At 63.1% G+C, this 20,098-nt stretch carries 20 protein-coding genes; 9 read left to right on the top strand and 11 right to left on the bottom strand.

All coding sequences use genetic code 11. From position 1 onward, the window contains the following. The first annotated feature begins 132 nt into the window (after positions 1–132). From mksB to mksF, 3 genes are read left to right on the top strand one after another with little or no spacing between them, the layout of a single operon-like run. Positions 133–1,410, top strand: coding sequence for an Mks condensin complex protein MksB (gene mksB, locus LOY34_RS03640; RefSeq protein ID WP_045195947.1), 1,278 nt, complete (start codon positions 133–135; stop codon positions 1,408–1,410). Beyond that, the gene (gene mksE / locus LOY34_RS03635) at positions 1,400–2,101 is read left to right on the top strand and encodes an Mks condensin complex protein MksE (protein WP_010225708.1); all 702 of its coding nucleotides are present in this window, start codon (positions 1,400–1,402) and stop codon (positions 2,099–2,101) included. The genes mksB and mksE overlap by 11 nt, the downstream gene beginning before the upstream one ends. Next, entirely contained in the window at positions 2,098–4,929 is a 2,832-nt protein-coding gene (mksF, locus tag LOY34_RS03630) for an Mks condensin complex protein MksF (RefSeq protein ID WP_123564490.1), read from the top strand. Before mksE ends, mksF begins: the two co-directional genes overlap by 4 nt. A 107-nt stretch (positions 4,930–5,036) precedes the next feature. Here the strand turns inward: mksF and LOY34_RS03625 are convergent, their stop codons facing one another. From LOY34_RS03625 to rplU, 5 genes are all read right to left on the bottom strand, one after another. Further along, the gene (locus LOY34_RS03625) at positions 5,037–5,480 is read right to left on the bottom strand and encodes a CreA family protein (RefSeq protein WP_045196576.1); all 444 of its coding nucleotides are present in this window, start codon (positions 5,478–5,480) and stop codon (positions 5,037–5,039) included. Between the two features lie 22 nt (positions 5,481–5,502). Then, the gene (proB, locus tag LOY34_RS03620) at positions 5,503–6,621 is read right to left on the bottom strand and encodes a glutamate 5-kinase (protein WP_045195944.1); all 1,119 of its coding nucleotides are present in this window, start codon (positions 6,619–6,621) and stop codon (positions 5,503–5,505) included. A gap of 75 nt (positions 6,622–6,696) precedes the next feature. After that, positions 6,697–7,920 carry an Obg family GTPase CgtA gene (cgtA, locus tag LOY34_RS03615; RefSeq protein WP_093387895.1) on the bottom strand — a complete coding sequence of 408 codons (1,224 nt, stop codon included), beginning with the start codon at positions 7,918–7,920 and terminating at the stop codon, positions 6,697–6,699. A gap of 192 nt (positions 7,921–8,112) precedes the next feature. Beyond that, positions 8,113–8,370 (bottom strand): 50S ribosomal protein L27, encoded by a 258-nt coding sequence (gene rpmA / locus LOY34_RS03610; RefSeq protein WP_010225698.1) that lies wholly within the window; start codon positions 8,368–8,370, stop codon positions 8,113–8,115. Between the two features lie 32 nt (positions 8,371–8,402). Next, positions 8,403–8,714, bottom strand: a complete 312-nt coding sequence (rplU, locus tag LOY34_RS03605; RefSeq protein WP_010225695.1) for a 50S ribosomal protein L21 — start codon at positions 8,712–8,714, stop codon at positions 8,403–8,405. Positions 8,715–8,966: 252 nt separating this feature from the next. On the opposite strand from rplU, the gene LOY34_RS03600 reads away from it, so the two are divergent. The 3 genes from LOY34_RS03600 (at position 8,967) to LOY34_RS03590 (ending at position 10,752) form a co-directional block, all read left to right on the top strand. Beyond that, positions 8,967–9,935, top strand: a complete 969-nt coding sequence (locus LOY34_RS03600) for a polyprenyl synthetase family protein (protein ID WP_038997216.1) — start codon at positions 8,967–8,969, stop codon at positions 9,933–9,935. A 101-nt stretch (positions 9,936–10,036) separates the two neighbouring features. Further along, positions 10,037–10,378: a zinc ribbon domain-containing protein YjdM gene (locus LOY34_RS03595; protein ID WP_045195941.1), complete on the top strand. Its 342-nt coding sequence runs from the start codon at positions 10,037–10,039 to the stop codon at positions 10,376–10,378. Positions 10,379–10,503: 125 nt separating this feature from the next. Continuing rightward, positions 10,504–10,752 carry a hypothetical protein gene (locus tag LOY34_RS03590; protein WP_038997219.1) on the top strand — a complete coding sequence of 83 codons (249 nt, stop codon included), beginning with the start codon at positions 10,504–10,506 and terminating at the stop codon, positions 10,750–10,752. 104 nt (positions 10,753–10,856) lie between these two features. Here the strand turns inward: LOY34_RS03590 and LOY34_RS03585 are convergent, their stop codons facing one another. The 5 genes from LOY34_RS03585 to LOY34_RS03565 all read right to left on the bottom strand — a co-directional run bounded on the left by LOY34_RS03585 (position 10,857) and on the right by LOY34_RS03565 (position 15,541). Further along, positions 10,857–11,474: an FKBP-type peptidyl-prolyl cis-trans isomerase gene (locus LOY34_RS03585; RefSeq protein WP_045195939.1), complete on the bottom strand. Its 618-nt coding sequence runs from the start codon at positions 11,472–11,474 to the stop codon at positions 10,857–10,859. 86 nt (positions 11,475–11,560) lie between these two features. Then, the gene (locus tag LOY34_RS03580; protein WP_045195937.1) at positions 11,561–11,866 is read right to left on the bottom strand and encodes a DUF6482 family protein; all 306 of its coding nucleotides are present in this window, start codon (positions 11,864–11,866) and stop codon (positions 11,561–11,563) included. Between the two features lie 133 nt (positions 11,867–11,999). Continuing rightward, entirely contained in the window at positions 12,000–12,488 is a 489-nt protein-coding gene (locus LOY34_RS03575) for a TIGR00645 family protein (RefSeq protein ID WP_010226381.1), read from the bottom strand. Between the two features lie 100 nt (positions 12,489–12,588). Further along, positions 12,589–12,930, bottom strand: coding sequence for a hypothetical protein (locus LOY34_RS03570; RefSeq protein WP_010226382.1), 342 nt, complete (start codon positions 12,928–12,930; stop codon positions 12,589–12,591). 172 nt (positions 12,931–13,102) lie between these two features. Continuing rightward, the gene (locus tag LOY34_RS03565) at positions 13,103–15,541 is read right to left on the bottom strand and encodes a Lon protease family protein (protein ID WP_045195935.1); all 2,439 of its coding nucleotides are present in this window, start codon (positions 15,539–15,541) and stop codon (positions 13,103–13,105) included. A gap of 277 nt (positions 15,542–15,818) precedes the next feature. On the opposite strand from LOY34_RS03565, the gene LOY34_RS03560 reads away from it, so the two are divergent. The 3 genes from LOY34_RS03560 (at position 15,819) to LOY34_RS03550 (ending at position 18,683) form a co-directional block, all read left to right on the top strand. Then, entirely contained in the window at positions 15,819–16,307 is a 489-nt protein-coding gene (locus tag LOY34_RS03560) for a DUF3015 domain-containing protein (RefSeq protein ID WP_093387889.1), read from the top strand. Between the two features lie 77 nt (positions 16,308–16,384). Continuing rightward, positions 16,385–18,238, top strand: a complete 1,854-nt coding sequence (locus LOY34_RS03555; RefSeq protein WP_195885655.1) for a DUF4105 domain-containing protein — start codon at positions 16,385–16,387, stop codon at positions 18,236–18,238. Between the two features lie 88 nt (positions 18,239–18,326). Continuing rightward, positions 18,327–18,683, top strand: a complete 357-nt coding sequence (locus LOY34_RS03550; protein ID WP_045195929.1) for a lipoprotein — start codon at positions 18,327–18,329, stop codon at positions 18,681–18,683. Between the two features lie 39 nt (positions 18,684–18,722). Here LOY34_RS03550 and gdhA read toward each other — a convergent pair whose 3' ends face one another. Beyond that, positions 18,723–20,060 (bottom strand): NADP-specific glutamate dehydrogenase, encoded by a 1,338-nt coding sequence (gene gdhA / locus LOY34_RS03545; RefSeq protein WP_045196574.1) that lies wholly within the window; start codon positions 20,058–20,060, stop codon positions 18,723–18,725. Between the last annotated feature and the right edge of the window lie 38 nt (positions 20,061–20,098).

The following is a 20,098-nucleotide window of genomic DNA, read 5'->3' as shown; positions in this document are numbered from 1 at the left end:
TTCGCCGCTCGGCGCCGCTGTTGATCGGCAGAAAACCGCCCGACAGCAGCTTGAAGCGATCAAGGGGGTGAATCGACAGGCGTCTGATGCAGTACAATCGGCGCTTTTATTTGGCAACGAGTCGACCCGCCAATGATCGAACCCAAGCGCGTCCTGCGCGCCCTAGCCGAACACTGGGCCCTGCTCGAGCCGTTGTGCGAGCGCTTCGACGGGGGCACCCTGAGCCTGGCCGAACTGCGCCAGCAACTGGCCACCCAGCAGCTGGAGAGCACGCCCCAGGACATCACCAGCCTGCTCGACGTGTGGATCCGCCTGGATATCCTGGTGCCGGTGGCAAAAAGCCCGAACCGTTTCGAGCTCAACGCCCAGATCCACGACTTCCTCGCTTACCTGCGCCGCGAGCACCGCCTGGGCCTGTGCCTGGAGATCGAAGCCTACCTGCGCCACCTCGAGCGCCTGGCCGGGCACATCCAGGACGCCTTCGAGATTCGCGACGGCAATGACCTGGCGCGCCAGCTGCGCCTGCTCGACATGCGCGTGCGCGACGTACTGAAGAAGCTCGACAACGACGAACAGGCGCTGGTCGCCGTGGCCGAACGCGCCAAGACCAGCGACCGGCAAATCCCCCTGCGCCAGCGTTACGCCGAAGTCCTGGCGACCTGGGACGAATATGTCGAACCGATGATCCAGCTGGTCAACGCCGATGGCGCCTTCGAGCAAGGCGTGCGCAAGGTCGAGACCGTGCTGCTGCGCTTGCTCGGCGAGCAGGCCCGTCTGGGCCATCTGGTCGACGATGACATGCTCCTGCGCACCCACGCGCGCATCCTCGAGATGCAGACCAGCGCCCAGCTGACCCTGCGCCACGCTCGTGAACTGCTGCTGCCGCTGCGTGAAGAAGCGCGCCGGCACAACGCCGTGACCCGCGGCGCCGCCCTGGCCCTGTCGGTAATCCGCCGCAAGGGCCTGGACGCCGTGCCGCAGGCGGCCATGCCGCTGTTCACCCGCCCGCAGAGCACCTTCCTCGGCAGCGCCAGCCAGGTCGAAGCCTACGTCTATGCCCTGGCCCGCTTCGAGCCCAAGCCTGCGCAGTTTCCCAAGGCCCACAAGAGCCACAAGGGCGATGCCCCGCGTGCGCCGCGTACGGTCAAGGAAATGCTCGAGCGCTGCGAAGACGCCCTGCCGCTGCCGGACCTGATGGTCTGGCTGCTCGACCAGGAGCCCGAAGGCGCCACCGACGAGCTGCTGTACTGGTTCTCGCGCCTGTCGCGGGAAAAACGCTTTACCCGCGCGCGCCTCGAGCGCCGCGAATACACCACCCGCGAACACCTGGTCAGCCTGCGTTCCTTCGCTCTGACATCGAGCCGCGAACCATCGCCTGAGCCAACTGCGAGCCCTGCCCATGCATCTTGATCTTTCCGAACTGTCCCAGCTCGCACCGATCTTCCGCGAGCTGTTCAAGGGCTTCCACATCAGCCGCCGCGACCCGGAGCTGTACGCCCAACTGTCGAACTTCCAGGACCAGTACCGCGGCCTGTTCAAGGCCCTGGGCTTTGAACTGGTGTGCGACACCCGCGGCTTCTACTACTTCGTCCCGGACCTGGCCGCCGCCCAGGTCAACAAGACTGCCCAGCGCCTGTCGCTGTTCACCTTCATCCTGGTCGAGCACCTGGCTGACCAGGGCCGCGACCCGATGTCGGTGCTCGACGGCGGCAGCCTGGGCCGCGACGAGCTGCCTTCGCTGCTGGAAAAATACCGCGACCTGTTCATCCAGGCCGAAGTACAGACCCCCGACGAGCTGGAAGAGAAGATCATGCGCCGCATGACCCAGCTCGGCTTTGCCCACGAAGAGAACGGCATCTACCGCTTCCTGCCGCCGATGCACCGTTTCCTCGACGTCTGCCTGTCGGTGCAGCAGGACCGCGACCTGGCTGCCAGCCTGCACAGCGCCCTGCCGCTGCCAACGCCGGTGCTGGTCGAGGAAGAGAGCCCGGAAGAACTCAACCGTACCGACGACCCGCTGGACCTCAGCCCGTTCGAAGAAAGCGAAGAAGACGCCCTGGCCCGAGCCATAGCGCAAGAGCAACAGGAGATTGACGCATGAGCCAGGAACGCTACGGCATTCGCCGCTTCGCACTGCTCAACACCGCCGGCTACAGCCTCGGTCTGTTCCCCCTGGAACACCCGCTGTCGGTCTACGGTGCCAACAACCTGGGCAAGAGTGCCTCGATCAACGCCTTGCAGTTCCCGATCCTGGCACGCATGTCGGACATGAGCTTCGGCAAGTACAGCCTTGAGCAGTCGCGCCGCTTCTACTTTGCCACCGACACCAGCTACATCCTCTGCGAAGTCAACCTGCCCCACGGCCCACACGTGATCGGCGTGGTCGGCCGCGGCCCGGGTGGCGGTTTCGGTCACCAGTTCTTCGCCTATGCCGGCGAACTGGACCTGGCCCACTACCAGAAGAACGACACCTGCCTGCGCCAGAAAGAGCTGTTCAGCAACCTTGAGCGCAACGGCCTCAAAGCCTACGAGCTCAAGCCTGACGAGCTGCGCCGCCTGCTGGTCGGCGGCCACACCTCGATACCGCTGGACCTGACCCTGATCCCGCTGCGCTCCACCAGCGAGCAGAGCCTGAAGACCTTCCGCGCGCTGTTCATCAACCTGCTGCACATGCGCGAGATCACCGCGGCCAAGCTCAAGCAGCTGTTCCTCGACGCCTTCGAGCACAGCCTGCGTTCGGGCAGCGTCGACTACATCGCCGCCTGCGAAGAAGCCTTCCGCGACGTACGGCGCATGGAGCAGGACTACAACTCGCTGGTCGCCGCCGGCCCGCTGGTCGAGGCCCTGGCCAATGGCGTAGCCCAGCGCGACATCCTGCGCGGCAAGCTGCATCGCCTGTCGCCACTGCTCGACTCGCTGCTCGGTACCTGGCAGGACTACGCCAGCGCGCGCAAAGAAGAGCTGGTGATCCAGGCCGAGCACTACAAGAACGAACAGGACAGCCTGCAGAACGACCAGCGTGGCGGCACCCAGGAACTGATGCGCCTGGAGCGCGAGATCACTGGCGTGCAGCGCTGGCTCGGCGAGTTGTCGGTGCTCAAGCATCGCTTCGCCCTGGTCGATGACGTCAAGGTCCTGGAACAGCAACTGCTGGCCGCCAAGGACGCCCACGACGAACTGGCCGGTGCCCTGGCGCAGTCGCGCCAGTTCAGCGCCGAAGACCTCGAAGAGCGTCTGCGCGAGCTGGAAAAACGCCTGAAGTCAGTCAAACAGCAGCTCGACCACGCCGACAACAACAGCTACGCGCGCCTGCGTGAAGAGTTCTCGCAGCAGGACGTCGAGCGCCTGATGCGCCTGTTCAATGGTGCGCTGTTCAGCCTGCCGCTGGGCGAGCGCGGCATCGAGCTGGACGACAGCGATGTCTGGGTCAAATCCCTGGAAGCGGTACTCGACGGCTTCAAGGGCGAGCGCTTCGAGGCCCCGGGTCTGTCCATCGACCTCTCGCACATCGAGCCGCCTGCCCTGCAGGCCCTGGCCGACCGCGCTGCCCTGCGCGACCAGAAGGAACGCCTGGAAAAAGAGCTCAAGCAGCTCAAGACCCAGCAGGCGGTAGCCGCCGACCGCGCCGCGAGCAAGACCCAGACCGAAGCCCTGTACCAACAGGTGCTGGATGCACAAAAGGCCCTGGAAGACTTCCGCCGCAGCGAGACACTGTCCGCCGAGGAAGGCGACAAGCTCGAGCAACTGGCGCAGATGGAAGCGGCCCAGGACGAGCTCAAGCGCTCCAGCGACGCCTTCACCGAACGCGTCCAGCAGCTGTCGGCCAAGCTGCAACTGGTCGGCCGGCAGATCGCCGACATGGAAGCCAAGCAGCGCACGCTCGACGACGCCCTGCGCCGCCGCCAACTGCTGCCGGCCGACCTGCCGTTCGGCACGCCGTTCATGGAACCGGTCGACGACAGCATGGACAACCTGCTGCCACTGCTCAACGACTACCAGGACAGCTGGCAGGGCCTGCTGCGAGTCGATGGCCAGATCGAGGCGCTGTATGCCCAGGTACGCCTCAAGGGCGTGGCCAAGTTCGACAGCGAAGACGACATGGAGCGCCGCCTGCAATTGCTGATCAACGCCTACTCGCACCGTACCGAAGAGGCCCTGACCCTGGGCAAGGCGCGCCGCGCTGCAGTCACCGACATCGCCCGGACCCTGCGCAACATCCGCAGCGACTACGACAGCCTCGAGCACCAGCTGGCGCTGTTCAACCGCGAGATCAACAAGCGCCAGGTCTCCAACCTGCAGAGCTTCCGCATCGTTTTGGCACCCAACAAGGAAGCGCTCAAGCACATCGACCAGATCATCCACAGCGCCGGCCAGTACGAGGAAGGCGAGACCCTGTCGGTGTTCGACCTCAGCGCCAGCGCCGAGCAGGACAACAAGAACGAAGAGGCCAAGGAATACCTGGCGCGCCTGGTCGCGGCCAACCACAACCAGCTGGGCCTCAAGGACCTGTTCGAACTGGCCTTCGAGATCACCAAGGTCGGTGGCCAGCCGGTGATCCACACCGACATCGACGGTGCGGCGTCCAACGGCACCACCATGACCATCAAGGCGCTGACCAACATGTACTTGTTGCTGCACCTGATGGACCGCGACCTGGCCGGTCGCGTGCGCCTGCCGTACTACCTGGACGAAGCCGCCGACATCGACGAACGCAACCAGGCAGCGCTGCTGGAAACCAGCTTGCAGCTGGGCTTCGTACCGATTCTGGCGAGCGTCAAGCCGCAGGTTTCGGCGCATGTCGCCATCGACCTGGAAGGCGGCAGCGGGCCGAACGGCATCTATATCGACGAGGCAGACTGGAAGTACATCAGCCGTCGGGATGTGGAGAAGGCAGTGGTGCGGGTAGAAGAGGAAGAAGCTTCGGCTTGAGGCCTCTCCAGGGGCCTTTCAGGCCCCATCGCCGGCAGGCCGGCTCCCACAGGGATCAGGTTGGTCCTTGTGGGAGCTGGCTTGCCAGCGATGCATTCAACTCGGTTTTACTGAGCCCAAGGCAGGATCGGAATCGCCGTCACCGCATTCTGCGGGCTGCCTTCGATGATCCGGTCGGAGTACACCAGGTAGACCAGGGTATTGCGCTTCTTGTCGAGGAAACGCACCACCTGCATGGTCTTGAACACCAGCGAGGTGCGCTCCTTGAACACCTCGTCACCGTCCTTGAGCTGCTCCTTGAAGCGAATCGGCCCGACCTGACGGCAGGCGATCGACGCTTCGGCGCGGTCTTCAGCCAGGCCCAGGCCACCTTTCAGTCCGCCAGTCTTGGCCCGTGACAGATAGCAGGTCACGCCCTCGACCTTGGGGTCATCAAACGCCTCGACAACGATGCGGTCATTCGGCCCGACGATCTTGAACACCGTCGATACCTGGCCAATCTCCTCGGCCGATGCCATTACCGGCAACGCCAGCAGCGCCGCTGCAATCATCCCTTTGAACACAGGTAGTTCCTCAGACCAGAATCAGGTTGTCGCGGTGCACCAGCTCCGGCTCGGCGATGTAGCCCAGCAGGCCCTCGATCGCGTCAGACGGCTGGCCAATGATTTTCTGTGCTTCCAGGGCGCTGTAGTTGGCCAGGCCGCGGGCGACCTCAAGGCCATCCGGGCCGACGCAAACCACCATCTCGCCACGGCGGAAGCTGCCCTGCACGGTCTTCACACCGACCGGCAGCAGGCTCTTGTTGTCCTTGCGCAAAGCCTTCGCCGCGCCCTCGTCGAGCACCAGGGTGCCGCGAGTCTGCAGGTGCCCGGCCAGCCACTGCTTGCGCGCGGCGAGCATGCCGCGCTCAGGCGACAGCAAGGTGCCCAGGCGCTCGCCCGCCTTGAGGCGGTCGAGCACGCGCTCAAGGCGCCCACCGACGATGATCGTGTGGGCACCGGAACGCGCCGCCAGGCGCGCGGCACGCAGCTTGGTCTGCATGCCGCCACGGCCCAGGGCGCCGCCGGTGCCGCCGGCCACGGCGTCGAGGCTCGGATCGTCGGCACGGGCTTCGTAAATCAGCTGCGCATCAGGGTTGTTGCGCGGGTCGGCGTCGAACATGCCGTCGCGGTCGGTGAGGATCACCAGCAGGTCGGCTTCGACCAGGTTGGCCACCAGCGCCGCCAGGGTGTCGTTGTCGCCGAAGCGGATCTCGTCGGTGACCACGGTGTCGTTTTCGTTGATCACCGGCACCACGCCCAGCTCCACCAGGGTGCGCAGGGTGCTGCGGGCATTGAGGTAACGCTTGCGGTCCGACAGGTCGTCGTGGGTCAGGAGGATCTGCGCGGTATGCCGGCCATGCTCGGCAAAGCTCGACTCCCAGGCCTGCACCAGGCCCATCTGGCCGATCGAGGCCGCCGCCTGCAGCTCGTTCATCGCACTCGGTCGCTTGGCCCAGCCCAATCGGCTCATCCCGGCGGCAACCGCCCCGGACGACACCAGCACCAACTCGACACCTGCCTCATGCAACGCCACCATCTGCTCGACCCAGACACCCATGGCCGCGCGATCCAGGCCCTTGCCATCTGCTGTCAGCAGGGCACTGCCGATTTTCACGACCCAGCGCTGCGCACCCGTCACCTTGCTCCGCATCTTCTTCCAACCTATTCAGATCTTTAGATACCAAAACGCCGCTCCTGAGAGCGGCGTTTAGTGTACTGCAACGAATCAGTCGCGCACGTAAATGATTTCCGGGCCGTCTTCGTCGTCCTCGTCCCAATCATCGTCATCGTCGTCGCCAATGTCGTGCACGCTCTTGACCCCGCTGCGGCGCAGGGCGCGAGCGTCGTCCAGGGCCTGCAACTGGGCACGGGCTTCGTCTTCGATGCGCTGGTCGAGCTCGGTCAGCTCTTCGGCGTAGGCCGGGTCGTTGGCCAGACGGTCGGCGCGGTCTTCGAGGTAGCGCATGATGTCGCGGCTGAGCTGCTCGGTGCCCTGCTTGGAGATGGCCGAGATCACATAGACCGGGCCTTCCCACTGCAGGCGCTCGACCACTTCCTTGACCCGCTCGTCACGCTCGTCGTCCATCAGCATGTCGGTCTTGTTCAGCACCAGCCAGCGATCACGCTCGGCCAGCGACGGGCTGAAGCGGGTCAGCTCGTTGACGATGACTTCGGCGGCGTCGGCGCTGCTGCTTTCATCCAGCGGCGCGAGGTCGACGAGGTGCAGCAGCAGGCGGGTACGCGCCAGGTGCTTGAGGAAGCGGATACCCAGGCCGGCACCGTCGGAGGCGCCTTCGATCAGGCCGGGAATGTCGGCGATGACAAAGCTCTTCCAGCGGTCGACGCTGACCACGCCCAGGTTCGGCACCAGGGTGGTGAACGGGTAGTCGGCGACTTTCGGCTTGGCGGCCGATACCGAGCGGATGAAGGTACTCTTGCCGGCGTTCGGCAGACCCAGCAGGCCGACGTCGGCCAGTACTTTCATTTCCAGTTTCAGGTCACGCTGCTCACCCGGTTTGCCCGGAGTGGTCTGGCGTGGCGCACGGTTGGTACTGGATTTGAAACGGGTGTTGCCCAGGCCGTGCCAGCCGCCCTGGACCACCATCAGCTTCTGGCCTGGCTTGACCAGGTCGCCGATGACTTCCTGGGTGGCCGAGTCGATCACCGTGGTGCCGACCGGCACGCGCAGGATCAGGTCGTCGCCCTTCTTGCCGGTGCAGTCGGTGCTGCCGCCGTTGGAGCCGCGCTGGGCTTCGAAGTGACGGGTGTAACGGTAGTCGACCAGGGTGTTGAGGTTATCGTCGGCAACCATGTATACCGAGCCGCCGTCGCCACCGTCACCGCCGTTGGGACCACCGTTCTCGATGAATTTTTCGCGGCGGAAGCTCATGCAACCGTTACCGCCGTCACCGGCTTTGACCCGGATCGATACTTCGTCAACAAACTTCATAAAAACCGCCTCTCGTCAGCTGGACGAGCTGAGTGACACAAAGACATAAGGCTCTTGCAAAAGTGAGCGCGGCGGCCCCGTCACGACAGTAACAACCCACGCCGGCAGCCCATACAAACAGCTTTGCAAGAGACTCACCCCACAAACGAAAAAGCCCCGTCGCGAGACAGGGCTTTTCCAGCGTTCGCGCGATTACTCGGCGACAACGCTCACGTAACGACGACCGAAGGCGCCTTTAACTTCGAACTTGATCTTACCCGCGATCTTGGCGAACAGGGTGTGATCTTTACCCATGCCAACGCCGTAGCCAGCGTGGAATTGGGTGCCGCGCTGACGCACGATGATGTTGCCAGGGATGATAGCCTGGCCGCCATACATCTTCACGCCAAGGCGTTTGGCTTCTGAGTCGCGACCGTTACGGGTACTACCACCAGCTTTTTTGTGTGCCATGGTTCAAATTCTCCAGAAATGGATTCAGGCGATTAAGCCGAAATACCGGTGATCTTGATTTCGGTGAACCACTGGCGGTGGCCCATACGCTTCATGTGGTGCTTACGGCGGCGGAACTTGATGATGCGCACTTTGTCGTGACGACCTTGGGAGATCACTTCAGCAACAACCTTGGCACCAGCAACGACTGGAGCGCCGATGTTCACGTCGTCGCCATTGGCAACCAACAGAACGCGGTCGAAAGTCACGGATTCGCCAGTGGCGATTTCCAGTTTTTCGATTTTCAGGTATTCACCTTCGGCGACTTTGTACTGCTTGCCACCGGTAACAATTACTGCGTACATGGGTATTTCTCCGATAATCCTGCTCACCCAGCTCTTTATAGGAAGAGTATTGGCTGGCATGGCTGCATAGGGCTGGAACGGCCCAGTGCAATTGCGTAAGGCAGGTGCTGCCCAGGAAGTTCAGGGTGCGCGATTGTACGCAAGCCCCGCTTTGCTTGCAAGTCCCACCCCCGGCCCGCGGGCAGCGCGCCTTGACACGCCGGGACCCGCGACCTAGCATGCCGCGCAACCTTTATGGAGCACCTGTGGCCGATGCAACCCCAAGCTTTCTACCGTGCGGTAGCGGACGACTTCAGCGCCGTTGACGAGATTATCAAGAAACAGCTGACTTCGCGTGTACCGCTGGTATCGAAAATCGGCGACTACATTACCTCGGCCGGCGGCAAGCGCCTGCGCCCGCTGCTGGTGCTGCTGTGCGGCAAGGCCCTGGGCCGCGAAGGCGACGACCTGCGCCTGCTGGCCGCCACCATCGAGTTCCTGCACACCGCCACCCTGCTGCATGACGACGTCGTCGACATGTCCGGCATGCGCCGTGGCCGCTCCACCGCCAACGCCCTGTGGGGCAACGCGCCGAGCGTGCTGGTCGGTGACTTCCTGTACTCGCGCTCGTTCGAGATGATGGTTGAACTGGGCTCGATGCCGGTCATGCAGATCCTCTCCAAGGCCACCCGGGTCATTGCCGAAGGCGAAGTCCTGCAGTTGTCCAAAGTGCGCGACGCCAGCACCACGGAAGAAGTCTACATGGACGTCATCCGCGGCAAGACCGCGATGCTGTTCGAGGCCTCGACCCACAGCGCCGCAGCCCTGGCCCAGGCCACCGAGGAGCAGAGCGAAGCCCTGCGTACCTTCGGCGACCACCTGGGCGTGGCCTTCCAGCTGGTCGACGACCTGCTCGACTACAAGGGCGATGCGCAAACCCTGGGCAAGAACGTCGGTGACGACCTGGCCGAAGGCAAGCCGACCCTGCCGCTGATCTACACCATGCGCGAAGGCACCGCCGAACAGGCTGCGCTGGTCCGCCAGGCCATCCAGAAAGGCGGCATCGAAGACCTCGAGAGCATCCGCGCGGCCGTTGAAGCCTCGGGCTCGCTGGACTACACCGCCAAGCTGGCCCGCGACTACGTGGCCCGCGCCATCGCCTGCCTGGACGTGCTGCCGGCCAGCGAATACCGCGATGCACTGGTCGAACTCAGCGAATTCGCCGTCGCCCGCACGCACTGATCGCCCTGCCCCGGCCCATCGCTCGATGGGCCCGATTAGCCTCTGACGGACAAAACCCTATACAATGTAGGTTTTGTACCTGTACGTCTTGAGGAACCTTAGTGAGCACTTTGCCACCCTGCCCCAAATGCAACTCCGAATACACCTACGAAGACGGCGCCCAGCTGATCTGCCCCGAGTGCGCCCACGAGTGGTCGGCTGCCGGTGAAGCCGAAGCGGCCAGCGACGAAGCGGTGAAAAAGGATGCAGTAGGCAACGTCCTGCAGGACGGCGACACCATCACCGTGATCAAGGACCTCAAGGTCAAGGGCACCTCGCTGGTGGTCAAGGTCGGCACCAAGGTCAAGAACATCCGCCTGTGCGATGGCGACCACGACATCGACTGCAAGATCGACGGCATCGGCCCGATGAAGCTGAAATCGGAATTCGTCCGCAAGGTCTGATTCTTCCGGGTTTCGGGGTCGCGCTGCGGCCTCGACAACCCACCGGCGGGAAAAAACCGCCAATAGGCACTTGCTATTTTGATAATAAGAATTATTCTCATTGAACGCTTTCAAGGAGAATAGCCATGACTTATCTGATAGACGCCTGGCTTGACCGCCCCCATCCTTACCTGCGCATCCTGCACCGGGAAACCGGCGAGGTGTGTGCCGTGCTTGAAGAAGAAGCACTGGACGAACTGCGCGACCAGGGCGACCTGGACCTCAATGGTTTGAATTCAAGTGAGCCGAGTGTGCTCAAGGAGCTGGTGAGGAACCTGTTCCTGTTTTGCTATGCCCGGGCGTTGCGCCCTGGCGGTGGAACCGATTGGAACTGAAACCGCATCGCCGGCAAGGCCGGCTCCCACAATGGACCGATGTGAAGCGAATCCTGTGGGAGCTGGCTTGCCAGCGATGAGGGCCGAAAGGCCCTCTGACGTTCTTAAAGAACGTCCAGCAGCTCGACGTCGAACACCAGCACGCTGTGCGGCGGGATGCTGCCAACGCCCTGAGCGCCGTAAGCCAGCTCGCTCGGCACGTACAGGCGCCATTTGCTGCCGGCGTTCATCAGTTGCAGGGCTTCGGTCCAGCCGGCGATCACGCCGCTGACCGGGAATTCTGCTGGCTGGCCGCGCTCGTAGGAGCTGTCGAACACGGTGCCGTCGATCAGGGTGCCGTGGTAGTGGGTACGCACGCTGTCGTCGCGGCTTGGCTTGGCGCCTTCGCCAGCAGTCAGTACTTCGAACTGCAGGCCCGAAGCCAGGGTGGTGATGCCGTCACGCTTGGCGTTTTCAGCCAGGAAAGCCTTGCCTTCGCCAGCGGCAGCTTCGGCCTTGGCCGCAGCTTCGGCTTGCATGATTTCGCGGATAACCTTGAAGCTGGCCGACAGGTCGGCTTCGCTGACGCGGCTGTCCTGGCCGTTGAAGGCGTCGGTCAGGCCGGCCAGGATGGCGTCCAGGTTCACACCTGGTGGCGGGTTGTCACGCAGTTGGCCACCCAGCTGACGGCCGATGCCGTAGCTGACGCGAGTTTCGTCGGTAGACAGGTTGAGTTCGGACATTTGCTTGCTCCGCTGCAGGGCGCACGACAGCCGCGCCCTTTATGAAAAGGGCGAGCAGCCTAGCACACTGCGCTTGCGCAGATCAGCTACCAGGCCGAACGTCGTGGCATCGGGATTTTCAGGTCGCCATCACCGGCGTCGGCGCCACCGCACATCTCGTCATCCATCGACCAGTGCACCAGGTGCAGCGGCACAGCGGGCAAACCGTCGAGCAGGCGCTGCGCGTCGACCACCGAATGCACTTGCACACGCTTGCCGTGCTTATCAACCAGCGGATGGGCATGGCCTCTTACCCGGGCCTCGATAACGAACTCACCGCCTTCGAGGGCAATCAGGTTGAACTCATCGACATGACCGGCCCTGGCCTCGGTGTTCAGTTGTTGAAGGTTCATTGCGATACCTCGTTACTGGAACTTCGAGTGACCGTTCATTTTTTGTACAGGGGCAGGCAAAGCACAAGGCAAAAACGCAACCGCCCGTCCGTTTTGCAACGGACGGGCGGTATTTGACTGGCACAACGCCTGATCAGTGCTTGGTGACCTTGTCCAGGTAACCCATGGCAAAGGCCGAGACCACGAAGGTCATGTGAATGATCACGTACCACATCAGGTACTGGGGTTCGATGTTGCGCGCGTCCATGAACACCCGCAGCAGGTGGATCGAGGAAATCGCCACGATCGAGGCTGCGACTTTCATCTTCAGCGAAGACGAGTCCATCTTGCCCAGCCAGCTGAGTTTTTCCTTGTCTTCGTCGATATCCAGCTGCGAGACGAAGTTCTCGTAACCGGAAATCATCACCATCACCAGCAGGCCGCCGACCAGGGCCATGTCGATCAGCGACAGCAGCACCAGGATCAGGTCGGCTTCAGCCAGGGCGAAGACGTTGGGCAGGACGTGGAAGATCTCCTGGAAGAACTTCAGTGCCAGCGCCAACAGGCCCAACGACAGACCAAAGTAGATGGGCGCGAGCAGCCAGCGCGAGGCATACATCGCATTTTCGATAATACGTTCCATTGAAAACTCGTCAGGTTGGCAAAAAAGCGAGCGCGAGTATAACAGCCACCCATGACAGAAAAAGCCCGTGGCACGCTGCCACAGGCGCGGCGCAGGCGTCTCAGGTTTCCGGATGGAACTGGAAGTCGCCGACGTGATGCACGCGTTCGCCGTTGATCCGGCGCAGTTGCGCTTGCAGGTGCACGCACCAGATCTGCGGATCGTCAGCCAGTTGGTAACCGTGCAGGGTCAGGCTGTCGACAATGGCGTTGAGCACCGATTCGGCCACGAATGGCCCGTGAAACGGCCCCTGGGCCTTGATCGCAGAGGGCTGCTCGCCAGCCATGCCGGCGGCAAACAGCAGGGTCCACATGCCGTTGTCACCGGCCAATGGGCGGATGCTGCACTCAATGCGGGTCACCAGGCCCAGGCATTGACGGGTGAGGCTGAGGCTGCGCGGCATGGCGGAGGTCCTCGGTAAACCCTTGTTCAGCCTTCAGGTGAAGGCTGTCTCTTCCTGTACCTACCACTGTCCCTGAACTGAAGAATAGAAGAATTCCGCCCATGCGTGGAAAAACCGGCGCCGAATGGTCATGTTCCATTTAGCGCCGTTTTTTTGACTCGTACCACTCAGGTCAGGACGGTTTGACCTGGGCCAGGGCCTGCTCGGCGTGCTCCTTTTCTGCCTCCTTGAGGTCCTCTTCGCTGATCATCTCGGCAATCACCCGCAAGCGCTCGACGACCCGGGCGTTGACGCTGCCTTCCGGGAACTGGCCTTCTTCGTCCGGCTCACCGGCAGGTTCACCGACCAAAAGGCTCAGGGCCTCGTCGGCCTGGCTTACGGCGTAGACGTGGAACATGCCGGCGCGTACCGCCTGCAGCACCCGCTCGTCGAGCATCAGCGTGGCAACGTTGGCACGCGGGATGATCGCGCCCTGCTCGCCAGTCAGGCCACGGGCTTCACAAAGGCGGAAGAAGCCCTCGATCTTCTCGTTGACCCCACCGACCGCCTGCACTTCACCGAACTGGTTGATCGAGCCGGTGATGGCGAAGCACTGCTTGAGCGGGGTTTTCGACAAGGCCGAGATCAGCGTGCAGGCCTCGCCCAGCGAGGCGCTGTCGCCGTCGACATAACCGTAGGACTGCTCCAGGGCGATACTCGCGGAGATCGCCAGGGGGAATTCCTGGGCATAGCGGCTGCCCAGGTAACCGGTGAGGATCATCACCCCCTTGGAGTGGATCGGCTGGCCGAGGTTGACCTCGCGCTCGATGTCGACGATACCGCTGCCGCCGGGGTAGACCGTGGCGGAGATCCGCGCCGGCACCCCGAAGGCTGAATCGCCGACTTCCAGTACGGTCAGGCCGTTGCACTTGCCCACCGCGGCGCCGTCGGTATCGATGAGGATGATGCCGGCCAGCATGTCGTCGAGAATCCGCGCCGACACACGGCCGGTGCGCGTGGCCTTGGCCTTGAGCGCACGTTCGATGTGCCCGGCGTCGGTCATTTCGTCATTGGCCAGGTGGCGGATGAAATCCGCCTCGCTGACCAGCTGGAACAAATCACCAATACGCGCCGACAAACGCCCCTGGTGCTCGGCCAGGCGCGCGCTGTAGGTCGCCAGGCGCGCCACCGCGTCGGCGCTCAGCGGCGCCATGCCCTCCTCGCTGGTGCGGGTCTTGAGCAACTGGGCGAACTGCTCCAGGCTCTCGTCGACCATGGGGATGTCTTCGTCGAAGTCGACCAGCACCCGGAACATCTCCTGGAAGTCCGGATCGTGATCCTGCAGGGCGTAGTACAGCTGGCGCGCACCGATGATCACCACCTTGATGTTCAGCGGGATCATCTGCGGGTTGAGGGTCACGGTGGCCAGGCGGCCGAACTCGCCCAACGGCGATTCCATCTTCAGCTTGCGCGACTGCAGGGCGCGCTTGAGCGCGTCCCAGACAAACGGCTCGCTGAGCATTTTTTCGGCTTCCAGAATCAGGAAGCCGCCGTTGGCCCGGTGCAGGGCCCCCGGGCGCAGTTGCCGATAGGTGGTGTACAACGCGCCCTGGTCGGTGCTGTATTCGATACGGCCGAACAGGTTGTCGTAGGTCGGGTGCGGCTCGAACACCACCGGCGCCCCGCCGCTGGCGTGATGGCCGACCACCAGGCTCGGTGCGTACTGCTCTTCGAGCAGCTTGCGCGCCTGGGCGTCGGTCTTGCTGTCATCAACCAGTTGCTCGACCACGGTGCGCAGCAGGTAGACCTGCATGGCTTGCAGGTAGGCACAGACGGCGGCGTTCTCGGCGTACTTTTCAGACAGCGGCGCCAGCAATGGCTGCAAGGCCAGGGTGATGGTTTCTTCGTTGAGTTGACGCAGCTGGTTGCTCGATTCGCGCTTCCATTGCGGCAGGCTCGCCAGTTCTTCGTTGAGGCGTTCCTCCAGCGCGGCGATATCGTCGTGGAAACGCTCGCGCTCGGCTTCCGGCAGTTGCGCAAATTCCGCTTCGTCCAGCGCCTTGCCGTCGGCCATCGGGGTGAAGGCAACGTTGCTGCTGTCGCGGTACAGGGCCACGTCCTTTTCCAGCGAGGCGCGCTCGATCACATCCAGGGCACGGTCGTATCGCTGGTTGAAGGCGCGGTCGATGGCGCTTTTCTTCTGCTGGTAGGACGGGTGCTCGAACACTGCCGGAAAGGTTGCCAGCAGGTTGTCGATCAGGCCACCGATGTCGCTGATGAACGCCCCGGCGCTGCCCGGTGGCAACTCCAGCGCGCGCGGCTCGCGTGGCTCGTCGTAGTTGTTGACATAGACCCAGTCCGACGGCGTTTGCAGGCGCTTGCCTTCGGCCTTGAGGTAGCGTTTGACGAACGAGAAACGGCCAGTGCCGGGCTCGCCCATGACGAAGACGTTATACCCGGGACGCGGCATGGCGACGCCGAACTGCAAGGCTTCGACTGCACGCTCCTGGCCAAGCACACCGCGAAAAGGCTCCAGATCATTGGTGGTGGAAAAAGCGAACTGTTCAGCGGAAAACGGCCGGGTCAGGGCTTCGGGCGCAAGACGCAGGCTCGCAGCGACAGGATCGGGCATCGGGCTTCCTTACTTCGGCGGGGCGGATGTCAGCATTCTGGCGCCGTGCGCGTGCACGTTGCAAGGCTCATCGCTGCTAATTGTCGCAGGGGCGAAAAGCCGATCTACGTCAATATTTTCAGGCAATCTTTCGCAATAAATCACGGAACCCTTAGATCGTGCCTAAACTCCAAACTGCGCGGCTGGGTAAATAACCGACCCGCCCTGGCAACTGGTCCTACAGATATGCCAGACAACCCTGACCTTTGGTATGTAATTCTAGAAAGAGAACAATGCTATGAAACGGATTCTTCTGGGTACTCTGTTCACCGCGGTCTCCCTCAATGCCATGGCCCAGGCCCCTGGCGGACCGGATTGCGGCTGGGGCAACATGCTGTTCGAGGGCCAACGCGGCACACCGGCCCACTTCCTTGCATCCACCACCAACGGCACCTCCGGCAACGCCACTTTCGGCATGACCTCGGGCACCAACGGCTGCTCGACCAACGCTGCGCTGACCTATGGCGGTAAATCATGGTTCGCCATGAACGGCATGATGAACGAACTCTCCGAAGACATGGCCAAGGGTCAAGGTGAAGCACTGACCACCTATGCCGTGGTGCTCGGTGTCGCACCGGAAGATCGCGCGCACTTCGCCGCGGTTACCCATCAACACTTCCAGGACATCTTCAAGACCGCCGATGTCACGGCTGAAGATGTACACAGCAACACCCTCGCGGTACTGAAAAGCGATCCACGCCTGGCCAAGTACGTCACCCAGGCTTAAGCTCGGCCCACCCGCCCCTTCACCGGGGCGGGTTGTTGTCCACCTCTATCGGCATCATTCAGACTTAGTTGCCCGACATGCTCAAACGCCTTGCCTACCTGGCGCTCTGTGCCTGCGCCCCGCTGCATGCTGCCCCTTCATTCGATGAAGCACGCCTTAAGCAACTGGCGGCCGACCGCTACTGGATCGCCCTCGGCCATTACGAGACGGCCAAGCTGGGCGGCTGGCGCAGCTATGTCGATGACGAACGCTTCTTTCTTGCCCAGGACGGTGCCCATCACCCCGACCAGGAGCTGCGCGCCACCGTCAAGGCGCTGTACGCACCGACGAGCCTGGGCGACAAACATGCCCAGTGCGTGTTCCCGGCACGTACCCGCTGGCTGCGCGAGCAGTTGCAACTGGACGACCTGCCGCGCCCGGACTGCAAGGACTACACCCAGTGGTTCAAGGACGTCTCGCCGCACAGTGCGGTGATGATCTTCCCGGCCGCCTACCTCAACAGCCCCTCGTCGATGTTCGGCCATACCCTGCTACGCATCGACCAGGCCGACGTGCAGAGCAACGAAACCGCCCTGCTCAGCTACGCGATCAACTTCGGCGCCTATATCGAAGGCAGCGACAACAGCATCCTCTATGCCTGGAAGGGCCTGATGGGCGGCTACCCGGGCCTGTTCGCCCTGGTGCCCTACCAAGAGAAACTCTCCGAGTACCGTAGCCTGGAAAACCGCGACCTGTGGGAATACCGGCTGAACCTGACCCCGGAAGAAACCGGGCGCATGGTCGAGCACGTCTGGGAACTCAAGCAGATCCAGTTCGACTACTTCTTCTTCGACGAAAACTGCTCCTACCGCCTGCTCGAGCTGCTGCAGGTGGCGCGCCCGAGCCTGGACCTGACTTCGCAGTTCCCGCTGACCGCGATCCCCACCGACACGGTCAAGGCGGTCAAGCAGGCCGGCCTGGTCGAGCGTATCGACTACCGGCCGTCGCGCGAGCGCGAACTGCTGGAGCGCGCCAAGCCGCTGGAGGCCGAGGAACAGCAACAGGTGCTGGCCGTCAGTGCCGACACCGCGCAACTGCAAAGCCCCGCGTTCACCGCCCTGCCCCGCGAGCGCCAGGCCCTGGTGCAGGACGCCGCCTACCGCCTGGAGCGTTACCGCGCCAACGGCCAGGAGCGCGACCCGGCGCGGACCAAGCGCAGCTTCGAGCTGCTACGGGCAATCAACCGCAACCCGCCGCCGGAGCTTGAGATCGAGCGCCCCGGCTTGCCTGAGGACGGCCACCAGTCACGTACCTGGCAATTGGGCCTGGGCAGCCGCGATGATCGCGCCTACGCCGAATATGGCCTGCGCATGGCCTATCACGACCTCAACGACAACGCCTACGGCTTCCCCCTTGGCGCACAGATCGAGATCCTCCAGCTCAAGCTGCGCCAGTACGAAGGCAACGACTGGCAGGTGCAGCGCCTGGACCTGGCGACCATCCGCTCGCTGACCCCGCGCAACGCCCTGCTGCAACCCTGGTCCTGGCAGGTCGCCGGGGGGCTTGAGCGAGTGCTGGGCAAGCACGGCGACGAGGTGCTGGTCAGCCACGTCAACGGCGGCGCCGGCGCTACCTGGCAGTTGGCCGATGACGTACTGGGCTTTGCCCTGGGCACGGTGCGCGTCGAGCACAACAATGACTTCGCCGGCTTCATTGCGCCGGCTGCAGGCTTCAATACCGGGATGCTGTGGCGCAACCCGCTGGGCAACCTGAGCGTCGAGGCCAAGGCCGACTACTTCACCAATGGCGAGGTGCGCCGTAGCCTGAGTCTGAATCAGCAGTGGGAGCTGTCCCGCGATCTGGGTGTACGTTTGAGTGCCAGCCGCGACTTCAGCAAGCTTGCGTCAGCGCAGAACGAGGTGATGCTGGAGCTCAAGTGGTATCACTATTAGCAAGGCCCCAATACCTTGATCACATCCTTTTGACACGCCGCCGACAATTGCCCGCCTAGACTTTCCCTGGCAAGCGGAGAGTCTGAACATGCGGCGGTACTGGCTGGTAATGGTGGTAATGGGTGTGCTCACAGGTTGCCAGACAACCCATGAGCAATTGATCAATCAAGGTTACCCACCGGCCTATGCCGATGGCTTCCAGGACGGTTGCAGCAGCGGTCGCCAGGCCGCCGGGGTGATGGCCGGGGACTTTCGCAAAGACGTGCCGCGCTACCTGCACAACCGCCAGTACGAGTCCGGCTGGGACGACGGCTTTCGCCAGTGCCACGCCATGCAGGAGAACCAGGACCTGCAGGAGTATCGCGCCCGTCACTGGGATGAGCGCGATGAGCAGTGGCAGGAAGAAAAGGATCGCGACGCCGCGCGCGCCTATCGACACAAATAGGCCGCAAGCACCCGAAGTCGTCGCCGTCGAACCCGAGGCTTAAACCACGCCCTGGGCCAGCATGGCATCGGCAACCTTGACGAAGCCGGCGATGTTGGCGCCTTTGACGTAGTTGATGCGGCCGTTCTCTTCGCCGTAGTGCACGCAGGCATGGTGGATCGACTGCATGATGTTGTGCAGCTTGCTGTCCACTTCACCGGCGGTCCACAGCAGGCGCATGGCGTTCTGCGACATCTCCAGGCCACTGACGGCCACGCCGCCGGCGTTGGAGGCCTTGCCCGGGGCGAAGAGAATGCCGGCCTCGATGAAGATATCCACAGCCTCGAGGGTGGTCGGCATGTTGGCGCCTTCAGCCACGCAGAGGCAGCCGTTGCGCAGCAGGGTGCGGGCGTCTTCGGCGTCCAGTTCGTTCTGCGTCGCGCATGGCAGGGCAATGTCGCAGGCCAGGTTCCAGGGGCGCTGGCCCTTGCGGAACTCCAGGCCGAAACGTTCGGCCAGCTCGCTGATACGGCCGCGCTTGACGTTTTTCAGCTCCATCAGCGCATCCCACTGCTCGTCGCTCATGCCGGCTTCGCAGTACAGGGTGCCTTCGGAGTCGGACAGCGAGATCACCTTGCCGCCCAGGTCCATGACCTTGCGCGCCGCATACTGGGCAACGTTGCCGGAGCCGGAGATGGCCACCCGGCGACCGTCGATGCGCAGGTCCTGGCGCTTGAGCATTTCTTCGGCGAAGTACACGCAGCCGTAGCCGGTGGCTTCCGGGCGGATCAGGCTGCCGCCGTAAGTCATGCCCTTGCCGGTCAGCACCGAGGTGAACTGGTTGGCCAGGCGCTTGTACTGGCCGAACAGGAAGCCGATCTCGCGGGCGCCAACGCCGATATCGCCGGCCGGCACATCGAGGTCGGCACCGATGTGGCGGTACAGCTCGCTCATGAATGCCTGGCAGAAGCGCATGACTTCGGCATCGCTCTTGCCCTTCGGATCGAAGTCCGAGCCGCCCTTGCCGCCGCCCATGGGCAGCGAGGTCAGGGAGTTCTTGAATACCTGTTCGAAGGCCAGGAATTTGAGCACGCCAAGGTTCACCGAGCGGTGGAAGCGCAGGCCGCCCTTGTACGGGCCGATGGCACTGCTCATCTGGATGCGGTAGCCGCGGTTGACCTGGACCTTGCCCTGGTCATCGACCCACGACACACGAAACAGGATCGCCCGCTCAGGCTCGACCATACGCTCGAGGATACCGGCCTGCAGGTAGTGGGGATTGGCTTCGAGGAACGGCCAGAGGCTGCGCAGCACCTCTTCGACCGCCTGATGGAATTCAGGCTGGGCCGGGTCGCGTTGCTTGAGGCGCGCGAGGAAATCTTCGACAGATTCGATCATGTAGACATTCACCAGATGGAGTTGGACTTATGTTTTTT

This window comes from Pseudomonas sp. B21-009 (genome assembly GCF_024749345.1).
GTDB lineage: Bacteria > Pseudomonadota > Gammaproteobacteria > Pseudomonadales > Pseudomonadaceae > Aquipseudomonas.
Note: the sequence above shows the minus strand (reverse complement) of the source record. Positions and strands in the feature narration are given on the sequence as shown.